This window comes from Symmachiella macrocystis (assembly GCF_007860075.1).
GTDB classification, from domain to species: Bacteria; Planctomycetota; Planctomycetia; order Planctomycetales; family Planctomycetaceae; genus Symmachiella; species Symmachiella macrocystis.
Window position 1 is genome coordinate 273,022 of sequence record NZ_SJPP01000004.1, and the last position, 17,178, is coordinate 290,199.

Genomic DNA, 17,178 nt, shown 5'->3' on the forward strand with positions numbered 1-17,178 from the left:
ACGTCATGATTTCCCTCACCCCCGTTCAACCGCTTCGGTCGGCTACACCTCGAGCAATGTCATTGCGCCTCCGCGATGACTTGATCATTCAACAGGTGGGCACCGACTCCGCCACACGGTGGGTGGTCAAAGATCCCATCGCAATGCGTTACTTTCATTTTCGCCGCGAGGAATTTTTTGTCCTGCAACGGCTGGATGGCACGCACTCCTCGGAAGATATCCGGCAGCAGTTCATGCGGGAATATCCAGCTGAGAATCTGACAGCAATGCGGCTGCAGACCTTCATGGCACATCTGCACGAGAACAGCTTGATCATCACCGATGCCGAAGGCGAAGGACAGCGGATGCTGGTTCGTCGGCGGCGGGCCCGAGCAAATAGTACGCGGGCCGCCATGACCAACCTCTTAGCCATCCGCTTCCCCGGATTCGACCCGACGCGATTGTTGGACTGGTTGTCGCCGCGTTGCCGGTGGATGTTTTCCCGCACGTTTGTCGCCGCTTGCCTCGTGGTGATCGTAGCGGCGGCGCTGTTATTGGCAGTCCAGGCTCGTACGCTCCTCGTGCGTCTGCCTGATTTCCACGCGTTTTTCACCGTGACAAATTTCGTCTACCTCATGGCGGCGGTCGCCGGTGCGAAAGTCCTTCATGAATTGGCCCATGCTTTGACCTGCCGCCATTTTGGAGCACAGTGCCATGAAATGGGATTCATGCTGTTAGTCTTCACCCCTTGCCTGTATTGCAACGTCACCGATTCCTGGATGCTGCGTCATCGCCGCGAACGGATTCTCATTAGCGCCGCGGGCATGTTCGTCGAAGCAGTATTAGCCGGCCTGTGTGTATTCGGCTGGTGGTTTAGCCACCCGGGTCTGTTCAACTCCTTGTGTCTGAATCAAATTGTGGTCTGCTCGGTGGCCACGTTGCTATTCAACGGAAATCCGCTATTGCGTTACGACGGTTACTATATTTTGTCCGATCTCGTGAACGTCCCCAATTTGCAGCAGCGCGCAATAGAGGCGCTCCGTGCAGTGCTGGCGAATTTTTTTCTTGGCGTGAAGTTGCCCCGGGCTGAGTTCGGACAGAGGTCGCATATCGGCTGGCTGGCCGCCTACGCCATCGCCTCCCTGGTTTATAAGCTGTTCATCCTCACCGCGATTTTGTGGTTCTATTACAAATTGCTCGAGCCATACCAACTGCAGGTCTTCCCTCAAATCCTAGGCGGATTAACGATTGCAGCCGCATTCTTGCTTCCCTTATGGCGTTCGATGCGATTCTTCGGCGGGCTAGCAAGCGGCGGACATGTGCACTGGTTTCGGTTCCTATTCCGTTCGAGCGTTGTCGCTGCAATTTTAGGCTTGATTATTTTTGTGCCGCTGCCCAGGACGGTTTCGGCGCCGGCGGTTCTCGAATCCGAAGGCGCACGACGGGTGTATGTCACAGTGCCGGGGGAATTGAAGTCAATGATCGCCGAAGGAACTTTCGTACGGCAAGGGGATGTGTTGGCGGAATTGGAAAGCCCCCAACTGCGGCGTGATGTCGCCGAATCGCAAGGGTTGCTGAATCAGGAGCAACGCCATCTCGACAATTTGCGCAAACGTCGCATCCAAGAACCGGATGTCGAATTGAAAATCCCTGCTGTCATCGAACGGATCAAGGATTTGCAGGACCAATTGCAGCAGCGGCTTACCGATCTGCAATCGCTTTCCATCAACGCCCCACGCAACGGCACGGTCATCGCCGTGCCCAACGACCAAACACGTCCCTCAGAAGGCGAATTGTTGGCCTGGTCGGGGAGTCTGCACGACGCCAAGAACCTGGGATGTTTTCTCGAATCGGGAATTCAACTCTGTCTCATCGGCGACCCCGATCAGGGCGAAGCGATGTTGCTCATCGATCGCAACGATATTCCGTTGGTGCAGCCCGGCCAAAGCGTGAAGTTGTATTTCGGCGCGCTACAGAACCATTTGCTGACTGGCAAGATCGTTGAAGTGGCCGAAGCAGACACCGACGTGCTGCCTCCCATGTTGGCCAAACAGGTGGAGATTCCGGTGCGCGATCAAACCGACAACGGAGCGCGGCCAATGGAGACGGTTTATTTGGCCCGCGTCGAATTTGAGGACCAGCCGCAACGGATCATTTCCGGCAGTTCGGGCGCAGCCCGCGTGCGCGTCGCCCCACGTTCACTTGGCCTCCGCCTAGCCGATTACGTGGCCCGCACATTTCGCATGGAATTCTAAGTTAAATCCCACCGGCGATTCAGCGACAACATTCGTAAGCCTTGCCAGCGGATCGGCAATGCCACTCGAACGGGACGCAACGACCGGGACGATAATGGCCCAAATAATATTCGCAGTCGTGGGGCGGTTCGATCAGCATCTTCAACGGCAATAGACCGATGGAGGCGTAAAAATGCCCGGCCGAGACCCACGGTTGCCAACATCCGAAGGTATTGCCGTAGCGTTCCGCATTGACTTCCTCGAAGTACAGCGGGTTGTAACAAAACGCCGGTGCCTCCCATTGGTAATTCATCAGGCCCCACAACCGCACCTGTTCAATGGGCACTAGGTAATCCCCATTCGCGGCGAAGTATTCACTCGCGCGATCCGGTGCCATCATCAACGCTCGCCCTTGTTCATCGCGCGTTTTGGGGAGAATGTTCACGCTCAATGCGGTGATCGGCACAAATCCCACATCTTCCTGAACGGGCGTTGGCGACAGCACATCCTCAGGGAGTTGCGACACAAATCCAACACCGTCCTCTGCGGGATTGCTTTCCACCGCGGGACGGCTCAGGTCATCAGCGCACGCGCACCGCGTCTGTGTTCCGATCCCAATTGCTACGGCCAATAGGCCGAAAACGGCAGGGAACCACCGCATCTCAAAAAGCTTGGCGCACGACATACCTGGCGACCTCCGTGTCTGGTGGAATGACATGATTCTTTTTCGACGTGCCTCGCTGCCGAGCTACAACCGTTCAACGTCCGTTGCCACCGATCCTCCAGTGAAACTGGGAACAATCGCGCAAACCCGCAAAATCCCTGTAGCTTTCTTGTGAGACAGTCGCAGTTGTCTCACCCGTTGAGATAAGCAACACGGATGCTCGACTGTGCCATCCGGAACGCGATATGCAATCCAGAATTGGAACCCCTGTCATGCCTTAGGAAAGCAACGCGTGAACCGGCTCATGCTCTTCGACACCGGTCAGGCGGAAATTGAGGCCTTGCGAGCGAAACGTCAGGCGCGAGTGATCCAGCCCCAAACAGCGCAGGATCGTGGCTTGAACATCGTGCACATGCACCGGATTCTCCTGGGCATGAAACCCCAGCTCATCGGTGCGTCCGTAGGCGATCCCCGGTTTGATGCCCCCGCCGGCAAACCACATCGTAAAGGCCTGTGGATGATGGTCGCGGCCCATGCTGCGGCCCAGCGCTGCGCTGGCTTCGACCATTGGCGTCCGCCCGAACTCTCCACCCCAAACCACGAGCGTATCATCCAGCATCCCGCGACGTTTCAAATCCACGATCAATGCCGCACAGGCTTGGTCGGTTTTGGCGCACTGGCCACGGACGCCCCCTTCAACATTGCTGTGATGATCCCAACCAGCGTGATAGATCTGCACAAACCGCACGCCCCGCTCCACCAGCCGCCGCGCGAGCAGGCAGTTATTGGCAAAGACCGCCTTGGGTTCTCCCGGTTGCGCGCCGTATAGATCCAACGTCTCCTGACCCTCTTGAGAAAACTCCATCATTTCCGGAGCACGGGACTGCATGCGGTAAGCCATTTCATAGGCGTTGATGCGGGTTTCGATTTCGGGATCGCCGACAGAGTTGAATTGCTGTTCATTCAACGACCGAATCAAATCCAACGATTCGCGCTGCGCGCGGGCATCGTATCCCGCTGGATTGGCGACATGCAAAATCGGATCCCCTTGGCTGCGGAACGGGACCCCTTGATGCACCGACGGCAAAAATCCACTGCTCCACATCGCCGCTCCGCCACTGAGACTACCTCCACTTTTGAGCACGACGAACGACGGTAGATCATTCGCCTCGCTGCCCAATCCATAACTCAGCCATGACCCCATCCCTGGACGTCCCGGAACACCGCTGCCGGTATTCACAAACAACTGCGCGGGTGAATGATTAAACAAATCCGTATGCACCGAACGGACAATGGCGAGTTCATCCACCACCTGGGCTAGGTGCGGCATCACGTCGGCAATCTCAGCCCCGCATTTTCCATGCTTGGAAAATGAAAACCGCGGCCCCAGTACCGCTGCGTCGGGCTGGATGAAGGCGTACCGTTGCCCTTGGATCACCGACGGCGGGATCGGCTTGCCTTCCAGTTCCGCCAATTTTGGCTTGTAGTCGAACAGGTCCAACTGGCTCGGAGCGCCTGCCATAAACAAGAAGATCACCCGCTTGGCCGTGGCTGGGAAATGCGTTGCGCGCGGCGCAAACGGACTCGGCGTTTCCGCCGCCGTCGCTGAGGAGGGGATTAATCCCTCGGCCAAGAGCGACGCCAAAGCGATTTTTCCCACGCCGACTCCGCAATCGCGAAAGAAATGTCGCCGCGTCTGTTGTTGCAGTTGTATTGGATTCATGATGTCGTTCGTTGGTTGCATTATGGTTTTGTAATCACTTCATCCAGGTTCATCAGCGCGCGGGCCGCCATCGCCCAGGCTGCTTGCTGAGGGTTCGCCTCTTCGTTCCCCACGATTTCAACGGCATTCAATTCGCCGTTTTCTAACCGCGCTAGTTGCGCCCGTTGATATTTGACGACTGCATCGATCTCGTCGACTTCGACGGGGCGCGTCAATAACCGTCGCAACAACAGACCCGCCCTCACCTTTGAGGAAGATGCCCGATCCATGATCCGTTTCGCGAGTGCCCGAGACATTTCGAGATACATTTCATCATTCAACAACGTCAGCGCTTGTAGCGGTGTGTTGCTGCGATTGCGACGGGCGATGCAGGTCTCTCCAGTCGGCGCATCAAAGACTGTGAAAGCTGCAAACGGCGCCGTCCGTTTACTAAACGTGTACAGTGCGCGACGGTAACGGTCTTCACCAGTCGAAACCGGCCAACGCGCGCCTCCGTATGCCAATGCGCTCACGCTGTCCGGTTGCGGTGGATAGACGCTACGGCCGTAGAGTTTTGGGGACAATAAACCGCTGACGCGGAGCATGATGTCGCGAACGGTCTCCGCATTCACGCGCTGCCGCGGCCCGCGGGCTAACAATGCATTGTGCGGGTCGCGCTCTAGTAATTCGGGGGTAAACTTGCTCCGCTGACGATACGTCGCGCTCGTCACGATCAGCCGGTGCAGCTTTTTCAGCGACCAACCCTGTTCAACGAATTCCGTCGCCAACCAGTCCAGCAATTCGGGATGCGTCGGGGGATCCCCTTGGGTGCCGAAGTCGCTACTGGTTGGTACCAGTCCCGTTTCGAAAAATGCCTGCCAGGCGCGATTGACCGTCACCCGTCCGATCAACGGATTATCGCGGCTGACCAACCAACGGGCGAGTGACAACCGGTCGGACGGCGCATCTTTTCCGTCGGCTGTGCTAATGAGAAATTCAGGGATCCCCGGCGTGACCGGTTCTTTGGGGCTGAGGAATTCACCACGATGGTGCCGGTGGGTTTCACGAGGATTGTCGAGCGGACGTTCCTGCATCACCAGCGTCGTAGGATAGTCCGGTAATTTTTCGCGCAATTCATCAATCGGTTTGCGGGCTTCCGCCAACTCGGGTGCTCTGAGCGAATAGTGCCGTTTGATTCTCGCGAAATCTTCGTCCGACCATTGATCCACCCCTGCGGTCAAAAGTTTTTCCAAGGCGACCGTCATTTTCTTGGCTGTTATATGCGTCTCCGCTGCACCGGTCGAAAGTCGAAACCGCCCCAGGCTAGCGGCGTAATGCCGCTCGAACAACATCTCAACTTGCAGTTCCCCCGTCTGCGTGATCGGTTGGGCCAGATTCAACACAAGTTGATGCGGCTCCCCTTCCCGCTGTGAGGTTGACCATCCGGTCGCCCCGTCGCCGTCATAAACATTCTCAGCGTTGGCATTCACGCTATCGACATTACTGGCGAAGGCAAGCTTTCCATAACTCTGCGACGCAGCAACGAATTCAAGCGCCGCACCGCCGAACTTGGCGGACAATTCGCTGAGGAAAAAGTCCCCCTTGCGGCCTTCGTAGTAAGCCCGTCCCGGACCTCCGGCGGGCAGTCGATCATCGGGAAGCACTTCCAAGCGAATCGCCGTAACGGGTAGCGCCGCCTCGTCGATTTGAAAAGTGAGGTGAAACACATCCCGTTTGGTAATGTCGCCACTCGAATAAATCGAATGATCATCAAGCCGTTCCAACTTGGGGAGGTTCGACTTGAATTGAACAGGTCGCAATACCGTCCAGTTGACCGCTTCTGATTGTGCCTTCTGCAACCATTCCTCAATCTTGACCTTAAATCGCTGCCGAGATTGCTCCACGTTGGGTTTCGCTTTGGGTTTTTCGACAGTTTTCTCGACAGGTTCTGCGTCGGGTTTCTCGTCGGGTTCTGCGTCGGGTTCCGGTTCAGAATCTGATTCAGGTTTCGCTTCTGCTTCAGCTTCAGCGTCCTCGTCAGGTTTCTCCTCACCGACGGTGGGAAACTGGTTTGGCAAATCCGCTTCCAGAGCCGTAATTTGCGATTCCAATTCCTCGCGGCGTTGTTGAACATCCGGCGTTTTCAGAATCAAATCCGGCTCATCCGCATTGTCCAACAAAGCCATAAAACGGTAGTAGTCGGTGTGCGTGATCGGGTCATACTTGTGTGTGTGGCATTGGGCGCAGCCTGTGGTTAGTCCCAACCACACCGTCCCGGTTGTTGCGACGCGATCCACCATTGCATAAAAACGATACTCCAACGGATCGATGCCCCCCTCTTCGTTAAGCATCGTATTGCGGTGAAACCCCGTCGCGACGATCTGATCTTTTGTCGCCCCGGGCAGCATGTCGCCGGCGAGTTGTTCAATGGTGAATTGATCAAACGGCATGTCGGCATTGAGCGCGCGAATCACCCAATCGCGATACGGCCAAATCGAGCGAACGCGATCCTTTTCATATCCATTCGTATCGGCGTACCGCGCCAAGTCCAGCCAATCCCGCGCCCACCGCTCGCCATAATGCGGAGATTCCAGCAACTGATCCACCAGTTTTTCGTAGGCCGCCGGATCTTCGTTGGTCGCAAACGCATCCGCTTCCTCCGGTGTCGGCGGCAATCCAATCAAGTCCAAATAGACCCGGCGAATCAGCGCATAACGATCCGCTTTGCGAGTCGGACTCAAGCCTTCAGCTTCAAGACGAGCCATTACAAAATTGTCGATCGGATTGCGTGGCCACCTCGCATCCTGAACCGGCGGAACCGGCGGCCGTTTCGGGGGGACAAACGCCCAGTGTTCGTCGTATTCAGCCCCCTGACTGACCCAGCGGCGAAACAACTTTTTCTGTTCGTCGGTCAATGTGTCATTGGACTGCGGCGGCGGCATGCGCAGCTCAGGATCGTTTGATTCAATTCGCGCGATCAATTCGCTTTCATCCGGCTTGCCTGGAGCAATCGCTCCCAACTCCAACGTCGCCTTGCGGTCATCGAATCGCAAGTCAGCCTCACGATGCTCCTCATCCGGACCATGGCAGGCGTAACATTTGGCCGCAAATACCGGTAGAATGTCGCGGTTATAATCGACCGGTCCGTCGGCCGCTTGGACGGCCGGTGTTATTGCCACCCAGGCCATCGCCAAAATGGCCCACATGCTGAATCGTTTCATACCACTTTCGTTTTCTTTGACAAACATTTTCTTCCGCCAACCCATACCATGACACACTGCATTCCCCAGTAACATTCCGTACGATTTTCGTCACCAGAATCGTAGTTTTTTATCGGGATTCCCATGAGAGCGCGTTCCCAGAGAACCGTTCACTTATTGTACGAAGTCCCGGCGGCATTTATCACCCTTTGCGCTATGGCCCCGGTGGACGAATTCTCCCAAGACTTACAAAAATGGGGCGATTCGCCTAGGAATTCTTTGGGCAAACGTAGAGCGAATCAAGCCCCGACACCCCAACCGTTCGCCCGTCACAGCAATTCATGAATCGGCTTGCCCGTGCCAACAATACTCACCGGGCGACCTGCGGCGTCTTCGAAATGGGTGCCGAGCGGGATGCCCATGGTTTTGTAAATCGTGGCCAGCACGTCCAGCGGAATCACCTGCCGCTCCCGCACGCCACCTCCATGTTTTTCACTCGCGCCAACGACCTGTCCCCCCTTCAGACCGCCGCCGCCCAATAAAACGGTAAAGCAGTTGGACCAATGGTCGCGGCCCGCATGCCCGTTCATCAGCGGCGTTCGCCCGAATTCCCCGGCACAATAAATCAGCACATCGTCCAGCATCCCGCGCTCGTCAAGGTCCTCAACCAATGTGCCGAGTGCCCGATCCAAGGGGGGGAGATGTTCTTCGAGGCCCGGTTCGATATTGTCGTGATGATCCCAATAGCCGGTATTGATCGTCACGCAGCAGCTGCCTGCCTCGACCAATCGCCGTGCGAGCAACGCGCTTTGGCCGTACTGATGCCGGCCATAACGTTCCCGCAACTCCGGCGATTCGGCAGCCAGATCAAACGCTTGCCGGACGCGGTCTCCGGAAACCATATCCAGTGCCTGCGCCTTGAATGTATCGAGTCCCTCTAGCACCCCCGACCCATCAATGTCGCGCCGCAATGTATCGAATGTTGATAACAGTTTTTTTCGCGATTCAATACTTTTCAATTCCAAGCCATCCGGCAAGGCGAGATTCGGAACCTTAAAGTCCTTCGCATTGGGATTGGCACCAACCTCGAACGGATTATATGCTTTGCCGAGATAGACAGCGCCCTGATAGCCAAACGCCTCCGATTTCGGCACCGTGACATAGGTCGGCAGTTGCGGCGTCCGCGCGGGGCAGGTACGGGCGATCACTGAACCGAACGAGGGATGCTGTGCCGCATTTCGCGCAAGCGTCGGCCCAAAATAACCGGTTTGCATCCAATGCGCTGAGGGAGCATGAATTCCGTTCTCATGATGCACCGACCGGATTAAAGAGAGTCGGTCCATCACCTTGGCATGATGCGGGAATCGTTCGCAGACTGAAATCCCCTCGGCTGAGGTCGCGATTGGTTCGTACATCCCCCGATACTCCGCCGGCGCATCGGGTTTCATGTCATACGTATCCTGCTGACTCATTCCGCCATGGGTCCAGAAGACGATCAATGACTTTGCATTGGACTTTTCTCCCTGATCAGCCGCGCACGCTTGCGCACGAAACAGATCCGACAGCCCCAATCCCAACAGGGGCGCGCCGATTTGCAGAAATGTACGACGGGGAATTCCGTCGCAACATCGATAGGATGAACCAGAGACTTTCAGCATAGCGTCGATCTCATATTTGAGACGTTAATGATTGAACATAAACTCGCCCGTTGCCAACAGCGACCACAACAGCGTTCGATACGCTTCCGCACGATCCTCCGAGGTCTCTAGAAAATCCACCGCGGCAACTAACTCTTCAGCGCGCGGTGGACGGGCAAAGGAGCGGAGAAAGATCTCCTGGACGTTGTCGCGATGAGATGCGTCGCTCGTAGCCAATTGAGCGGCATAACCTGTTTCGTCCGTTAGCTTTCGTTGAATTTCGGTTGAATTCACAATTTCCAAGGCTTGTGCCAACGCCGGTTCGTCGGAACGCTCACATTCACACGCCGAAGTCCGCCCCGGACGACCGAAGACGTCCAAGAAATTCAGCGGCACGTTTTCGTCCGGTAAATCGATGGCCCGTGTTCCGAGTGGGAACTTGCCGGGCGTTCCCACAAAAACCGTCGGTACGTCGAGCACCTGACTCATCCCATCTAGTAAGACTTCCGCAGTCAAACGTTTGGGATAAAACCGCGCAAAGTTTTGTTTGTCCCCGCGATTCCCCGACAGCGGCGTCGAACTATGCCGGTACGCTTGGGAGGCTGTGATCGTGCGGATCAATTGTTTGACGTCGTATCCACTTTCAACAAACCCGGCCGCCAATGCATCGAGGAGTTCAGGATTGCTGGGCGGATTGGTACTGCGGGCATCGTCGATCGGATGAATAATCCCTCGCCCCAGAAAATGCCCCCACATGCGATTGGCCATGGTGCGAGCAAAAAACGGGTTGTTCGCCGAAGTCATCCAGGCAGTAAAACCGCGCCGAGGATCGTCGAACCGGGAATTCGCGAAGACCGGCCCCCCCAAGGCGCGGGGCTCGATCACAGCATCGGTTCGCGGATGCCGCACCGTTCCTTCGCGCTTCACATAAATAATTTCGTTGGTCGGAACTTCCGAGTCAGCAAAGCCCTGCTTGCGACCGATCCGCGCAAAGACCGCGGCCAAACCGTAATAGTCTGTTTGGCTCCACTGCTCGGCGGGATGATGGTGGCATTGCGCACATTGGATGCGGACCCCCAAAAACGCTTGAGCGATCGACTCGACATATTCCTGCGGCGTGCGGATCGAGCGGTACCAAATCGTGGGAGGATTCTCCTGTTGGCTGCCGGTCGCCGTGAGAATTTCCGCCACAAACCGGTCATACGGCTTGTTGGCAGCGATCGAGTCACGAATCCAAGCCGAGAATAGCGCCGTCCCCGCCCGTTGCTTACTCGTGGCATATCCGCCGCCACGATTTTTCAAGATCGCGGCCCATTTCTGCGCAAAATACCCGGCGTACTCCGGGCGATCCAACAACCGATCGATCAGCAGCGCCTGTTTGTCCGGCCGTTCGTCAGCGAGATAGGCTTGAACTTCCGCAGCCGTCGGCAACGTGCCGCAAATATCAACTGTCGCCCGGCGAATCAACTCCGCATCGGTCGCCGGTGGGGAAGGCTCGATGCCTAAACGTTCCCATTGCCGCCATAGTTGCTGATCGATCCTCGACAGTTCCCCTTCGGGACGAGTGGGCGCCGCTCCACTAGTCGACGCATAATCAAACGGAATCGTCCCCTCGAAGGCGGCAATTTTGTCGCCGAAGCGAACCATCACCGCAAACAACCCGCCGCCCGATTGCGTCGTAATCAGTCCATTCGCGTCAACATCAGCAATTTCCGCATCGTTGGACTCAAAAACCGCCCGGCGTGTCACATCGCGCTGAGTGCCATCGGAGAAATGCGCTATGACCGTCAATTGTTGCTGCGTCTCAGGTGCTAGCACTTCGCGGTCGGGTGAGATCGTCAACTTTTCCAACACGGGACTATTCTCGCGCGGCCCGATACCGCCCATGGCGATCCAGCGATACAAGACGCGGTACTCGTCTGAGTCCGCCGTCAGTCGCCGCCCCCCACCGTGCGGAATCTGACTGGTCGCTTTGCGCAACAAGAGACTTCGCTCCGGTGCCGCCGGTAGTATGCGACGACTTCTCCCCTCTTGGACTAAGGCTGCATGATCACTTTCGGGATGAAATCCGAAAAGCGAAATCTTCAACCCTCCCTGCCCCGTCGACTTCCCATGACAACCGCCGCTATTGCAATTCAATTTTGTCAGCAACGGAATCACGTCGTTTCGAAAATCGGGCGCTGCCACTTCAGCGGCATCCAAAGCGGACGCAAGCCATGCGACCGCAATCAGCGACATGGACAAACATCGATAGTTGGAAAAAACAATCCTCATGGTCCCGCCGTAATCTTTCAGGTGGTTCCCATTTGACTCGCCAACGTTACTCCACGACTTCCAATTCCAAGAAGCAGCTACCGTGATAGATCGGTTGATCTTCCACCGTGCCGATGCCGTACAACCGCAAGAATGGTTGTTGGCCTAATTTTGCATCGTCGTTGGCGATGATTTGTATCGTACCCGAATCGGTCTGTCCCACAAACGTCACCCCCCGCCCGCGAATCCCGGCGACCTTGACCGGTGCGGCTAGTTCCGTATGAATCTTGCTAATAAACCCGTTGATCCTTTGAGCCGTATAGTTGATTTGAATGACTTCGCCGCGACGAATTGTCTTGGGGGCGTAGGGGTCGATTTTGACAACAAATGCCGGGCGCTGCACTTCAAAGGAAACCACGTTGCTGATCACGGCAACCGATTTGGGTTTGCCCTCGTTGAGCGAATCAGGCGCAGTGGTTTCCGCACGGATGGCGAGCGAGTATTGGCCCAAATTCAGCGTCGGTGGAAGGTAGAAGCTGATGTATCCTTTATTTTGCCCCGGCGGAATGACGACTGTCTGATTCCCAATCATTGGCGGCAGTCCGGTACCGATGAGTTTCACTTCTGCCTGATGATCCGCTTCCGCCCGTTCAACATGCACCGCTACGTCCACGATCCCGCCGGGAGCATGCCGGACTTTCAATTCCCCATACAGTTCATGCAACCGCGGTTCATGTCCCTCGGCGATAATCCTTAAGGGAGCGGGCGGCCCGGAAATTGCCACCGGACGATCGGCGGTAAGTCGGCCCCAACCATTGGGACGTCCCGTGCGCACCATCGTTCCCGTTTTGACCGGACGCGCATCGACCGTTGGAGCCTCCGCAACCAAATCGAGAGACGCAACTCCCGGCGCCGCTCCGCGCGTTGCCGTGATTACCAACGGTGCGGAATCGACTCCTGGCCCCAACCAAATGGGCGGACATTCCAAACCGGGCGGAAGATTGCGAGCCGACACGCGAATCGATCCGCTCATGCCGCGCTGGCGAAAGGCTAACACGTCGAGCAGCGTCCGGCCCCCCGGCTGGACATTCATTGACTCCGGACGCTCAGCGCGAGGAATAGCGACGACATGAAAACCGGGTTCTTGCCGGCAGATGGTCAGCGCGTAAACTCGGCGTGGATCGGAATCCAATCCGCCGATCAGATTTCGCACCAAGATCAAGTACCGTCCATCAGCCGGAACCACCCACGAGCCAGCAGGATCCAAGTGCGCCGACGGAAATCGAACGCCGCCGAGATTTCTCACGTCATCACTGAATCGCGCAAACTCCGTTTCGCCATCGGCGGAGAGAATACTCAGATCCAAATCGACTGGCGAACCGAGGCGTTCTCCGAAACCTTCCAACCAAAGTATCTCGCCCCGCTGCGCCTCAAACGCAAAAACATCTCGTTCGTCCCCCGCTAACAATTGTCCGCTGATCGCACACGGAATCGGAACTGACAGGCGCGAATCGTTGTCATCTTTCGCATCGCATTCCTGGATCACCGGAAGATCGGTCGCAGCCAGCAACACGGGAACATGACTGCCGGCAAGGTGATAGGCGAACGGACCGAGCGTCGCTTGCGCTGAACGCAGGCGCAATGACCGTGCCGATGTTTCCGTATCACCGGGAATATTCACTTCCACATCTCGACGATCCCATTCGCCGCGTGTTTTTGCCACGAAACTCACCTGCGAACCGTCACCAGCCACATTCTCGCGGGAAGTCGGTGAATTCAAATTCCAGCCGTATAGCGTAACGGTTGTCGGTTTGTCCCGTTCGACAATCGCCGGCACCGCGAACGCGACGCGCGGATGGTTGCCGATCTCCAAACGATAAACAGCATCGTCACTCCCCGTATAAACGAGGTCAAACACCCGCACGATATAGTCGCCATCCTTCGGCACGACGAAATCAATCAGCGGATCGATACCGAAATAACCCCGATTGACCCGCAGTCGCCGCCCCCGACTGTCGTACACCTCCAAGACAGCCCGCAGTGGCGAATCAATGCGTTCCGCCCAGCATTCAATAACAATCCGCTCACCCCGTTGGGCGGTGAATTGAAAATGATCCTGATCGCCTCTTGCAGCAATGCGGCCATTCACCGTTTGAACCGCAGCCACCCGTTGCGCCGCTGACAGGGCGTCATTCGGCTCTGCTTCCATCTGTTCCGCATACGTACCGCAACTGAACGTCCGCGGCGAACTCAGGCCGTTTTGTCCCACCGTGCGCAGATCGTACTGCCCCGGCAATACAGTCTCGGGAATGGTGACTCGAAATTTGTTCCCAGCGATCTGCTGAAAGCCGATGCCAGGGTGGCTGCATTGCAGGATTGTCAGGCCGTCTAAACCCGTTCCGGCAACGTCCACCTCAAATTGCGTCCCCGCCTGACCGCCAGCGGGAAAAACGTGATTCAGCACAACTGCCGGCCCGTCCGCTTGCGCCGCTGCCCCGCCCGAGGACCAGAGAATCAGCCCTATCGCACAAACGATGAACGACTCCACTTGGGGATATCGAAAAATTGACAAATCACGAAATCCAAAGAAACGGCCTGGGAAGGTGACGAATTCAATCGATTACGGTTTTCACTTGTGCGTTCAGAATGGCCTGAATTGACGCCACTGGACCGAACGACACAGAACATACACATCAACGGCAATCGATGTATTAGAGTAACTGGTGCCAGCGAAATTGTCACCCCGGAAACTTCAATTCCCTACAACAAGCCGCATAGACAAGCGCGTCTCCGCATCCAACAACTAGTGCAGATTACTACTGCACGCGGGGCAATCGCTCAGTAATAAAACTCAGCATTTGCTCGTCCACGTCCGACAATCCGCCGTTCGCAGACTGCTTTTTCGTCCACAGCAGGTCTTTGGCCTCTCCGTAACTCTCTCGAGCTGATGCATTATCCTTGCGCAGTTCAGCAATGCGCGCCCGTTGGACACCATCCAAAACTCGTCGGGCCGTCGGATCATTCTCTCCATGCTCCCAAGTGTAATCTTCAACGACCTCTTCGAATTGAACAGTCGTGCTCTTTGCCGAACTCTGTTTGGCTCCGAAGGTCAACAGAAACAGAATTCCAACCGCACATGCCCCCAGGATGATCAGCGAGGTCGTATTCTTATTACCGTTTTTTTCAGCCGGTTCGTCCGTCGATTGCTCCTCGTCGTCGTCGTAGCGTTCCGTCGACGGCGCCTGTTTCAGCGCCTCTTCAGCCGACTGCAGCATCAGCGCCGCCTCACCGCCGATCTCCAATTCCTGCCCCAGGTCCCAGGGATTCGATGCCCCTTCGGGGACTATCTGCCCGGCGATTCGGATTGGTGCTGTGCAACGATTGAAGACATAATACCGGCCGCCGCGATGTTGAACCGTCAACGCATGCGGCGCGATTCCCGGGAGCGGCAACTCGCAACCCGCATCGCTCCCCACACGAATCACATCGTCATTGACCCAAAATTCGGTGAGGGCGGCATCCGACGTTTTAGCAAATATTTTGGCTGTCATCTGAAGACTCCGGCAGTGAAATTTTATTGGTGAATAATAATCGAGTGATTAGAAGGGCGAATTTTCAATGGCATCGATGACGAACGGGGCCACCACAATCAACAGGCAAGCCAACATGACAACCAGCCCCGGAAAGGTAATCATGGTTTGCGCCTTACCGGCTGCAACTTCGGCCCATTGTGATCGCTTCAAGCGGATTTGATCGGCCATCGTCAAAAAGATCTTGCTCAGCGGTGTCCCCAGTTCTTCAGCTTTTACAACCGCGAAGACCAATTCGTCGACATCCCCATCGCCCAACCGATTTTGGAACTCCTCAAGTGAGGCTCGCATCGATTGTCCCCGTGCCAGGCTACGGAGCACACCGGCGAATTCCTCTCCGACCGGGTGGCCATCGCTCTCATTGACCACGGTTCGCAAACTCTCGCGAAACCCGCCACCGGCTTGCATCATCAAGGCCAATAAGTCGACGGAAAATGGTAGACGTTGTTTGAACCGCGCCATCCGCATCGTGGCGGTGCCTGACAATTTTTGGACACCAATCCGCAGATAGCAAAAGGTTGCGAAGACGGCGATAAAGCCTGTGACGAACATTCCGGCAAAATTGCTCACCAGGAACAACGCACCGACTCCCACGCCGACGGACTCCAGAGCCCGAACAGCCAAATATTCCTCAGCCGTCCACGGAACCGTTGTCCCCCGCAATCGCAACGCGTTCTCAACCCGCGCCGTCCCGCCCAGCCAGCCCAACAGGGACGAGCCTTTGATTTCTTCAACGAGCGGTTCCAACCAACGATACGTGCGGCTGGCCGTACGGAGTTGGATGCGGCGATTTTCCTCAAACTCCCACGACTCAGCTGCCATGCGATACGGGCGATAAATCAACGTACAAATCTGATAGGCCAACCACGCGACCGCGACCCCACACAACACACCGCCCAAAACGAGCGACGTATTCGGCGGCACCACAGCCGGTTCCGTTGTACTAAAAAAAGTAGTGACCATCAGTTCCACTCCGAAGTTCAAAAACAGTTATCTTTTCGTTTTCAAGTATTAGTCATTACAGGGCAGTGCCTTCGGCACTAGACATCGCATCGCATAATCCGATTGGCCCAGGCCACTCCCAGATAGACGAGTATGGCCACCACACACACCACCAATTGCCCCGCCAATGTCCCGAACAACAATGCACCGGCATGGGGATCAACAAAGTAGAAGAAACCGATAAAAAACAGCGGGAACACGGCGAGGATTTGCACGATCTGTCGTCCACTGGCCGTGTCGGCTTCCAACTTGCGTTCGATGCGTTGATTTTCCTGCAAACTAACACTGATGCGATTCAAGGCTTCACCAACATTTCCGCCGCGGTCCAACGAAACTTCGATAGCTAGGGCGAACAATGTAAATGCGTCAATATCGAGACGTTGGCGAACTTCCTCGATGGCATCCCGCAGCGGGCGGCCGCGGTGATATTCAAATTCAATCCGCCGCAATTCCGAAACCAACGGCTCGGGAACTTCTTCACAAATCGAAGTCAATCCTTGCGGCAACGACAATCCGGCTTTGACCGCGTTGGCCAGCCCCATGGTGGCAGAAACCATTTGGTCCCGAATCAGTGTCCGGCGGCGTTCGACAAGGTAGTGCAAGATGTATCGTGGCGCGAAATAAACCATCACGCCGGTCATCAAGGCCACGGGAAACATCCCGCACACCGCCCACAAGAAAAACACCGACCCGATCATCGACGCCCCCCACAACCGCAACCCAAGCCGCAGTCGGCTCGTTTGCAAACCAAGACGCCGAAACATCTCCGTTTGTTGCGACCATTGCGCCCCGGCAATGCTATCCCAAACCGCTCCCGCCCGGGCAACACCCCAGGCCACAGCGGCGAACAGCGAGGCCGATCCGAGCACCAGCGTCATATCAGTTGTGGTCATTGTGGCAAACATCGTGTGTTCCAA

The 17,178-nt window shown here is 56.2% G+C and carries 10 protein-coding genes; 1 reads left to right on the top strand and 9 read right to left on the bottom strand.

Features of this window, described 5'->3' with window-relative positions; all coding sequences use genetic code 11:
- Positions 1-56: 56 nt before the first annotated feature.
- Positions 57-2,234, top strand: a complete 2,178-nt coding sequence (locus CA54_RS28315) for a hypothetical protein (RefSeq protein WP_146374384.1) — start codon at positions 57-59, stop codon at positions 2,232-2,234.
- A gap of 19 nt (positions 2,235-2,253) precedes the next feature.
- Here the strand turns inward: CA54_RS28315 and CA54_RS28320 are convergent, their stop codons facing one another.
- The 9 genes from CA54_RS28320 to CA54_RS28360 all read right to left on the bottom strand — a co-directional run bounded on the left by CA54_RS28320 (position 2,254) and on the right by CA54_RS28360 (position 17,154).
- Complete coding sequence (locus CA54_RS28320; RefSeq protein ID WP_146374385.1) at positions 2,254-2,898, bottom strand: hypothetical protein; 645 nt, start codon at positions 2,896-2,898, stop codon at positions 2,254-2,256.
- Between the two features lie 256 nt (positions 2,899-3,154).
- Positions 3,155-4,600 (bottom strand): DUF1501 domain-containing protein, encoded by a 1,446-nt coding sequence (locus CA54_RS28325; protein WP_146374386.1) that lies wholly within the window; start codon positions 4,598-4,600, stop codon positions 3,155-3,157.
- A 20-nt stretch (positions 4,601-4,620) separates the two neighbouring features.
- On the bottom strand, positions 4,621-7,800 hold the full coding sequence (locus CA54_RS28330; protein WP_146374387.1) for a PSD1 and planctomycete cytochrome C domain-containing protein: 3,180 nt from the start codon (positions 7,798-7,800) through the stop codon (positions 4,621-4,623).
- A 308-nt stretch (positions 7,801-8,108) separates the two neighbouring features.
- Positions 8,109-9,437 (bottom strand): DUF1501 domain-containing protein, encoded by a 1,329-nt coding sequence (locus CA54_RS28335; protein WP_146374388.1) that lies wholly within the window; start codon positions 9,435-9,437, stop codon positions 8,109-8,111.
- Between the two features lie 24 nt (positions 9,438-9,461).
- Complete coding sequence (locus CA54_RS28340) at positions 9,462-11,654, bottom strand: DUF1549 domain-containing protein (protein ID WP_197532926.1); 2,193 nt, start codon at positions 11,652-11,654, stop codon at positions 9,462-9,464.
- 82 nt (positions 11,655-11,736) lie between these two features.
- Entirely contained in the window at positions 11,737-14,241 is a 2,505-nt protein-coding gene (locus CA54_RS28345) for a hypothetical protein (RefSeq protein ID WP_146374390.1), read from the bottom strand.
- Between the two features lie 244 nt (positions 14,242-14,485).
- A complete protein-coding gene (locus CA54_RS28350) occupies positions 14,486-15,220 on the bottom strand; it encodes a hypothetical protein (protein WP_146374391.1) in 735 nt (244 codons plus the stop codon).
- A 48-nt stretch (positions 15,221-15,268) separates the two neighbouring features.
- Positions 15,269-16,222 carry a type II secretion system F family protein gene (locus tag CA54_RS28355; protein WP_146374392.1) on the bottom strand — a complete coding sequence of 318 codons (954 nt, stop codon included), beginning with the start codon at positions 16,220-16,222 and terminating at the stop codon, positions 15,269-15,271.
- 77 nt (positions 16,223-16,299) lie between these two features.
- Entirely contained in the window at positions 16,300-17,154 is an 855-nt protein-coding gene (locus tag CA54_RS28360; RefSeq protein WP_197532927.1) for a type II secretion system F family protein, read from the bottom strand.
- Between the last annotated feature and the right edge of the window lie 24 nt (positions 17,155-17,178).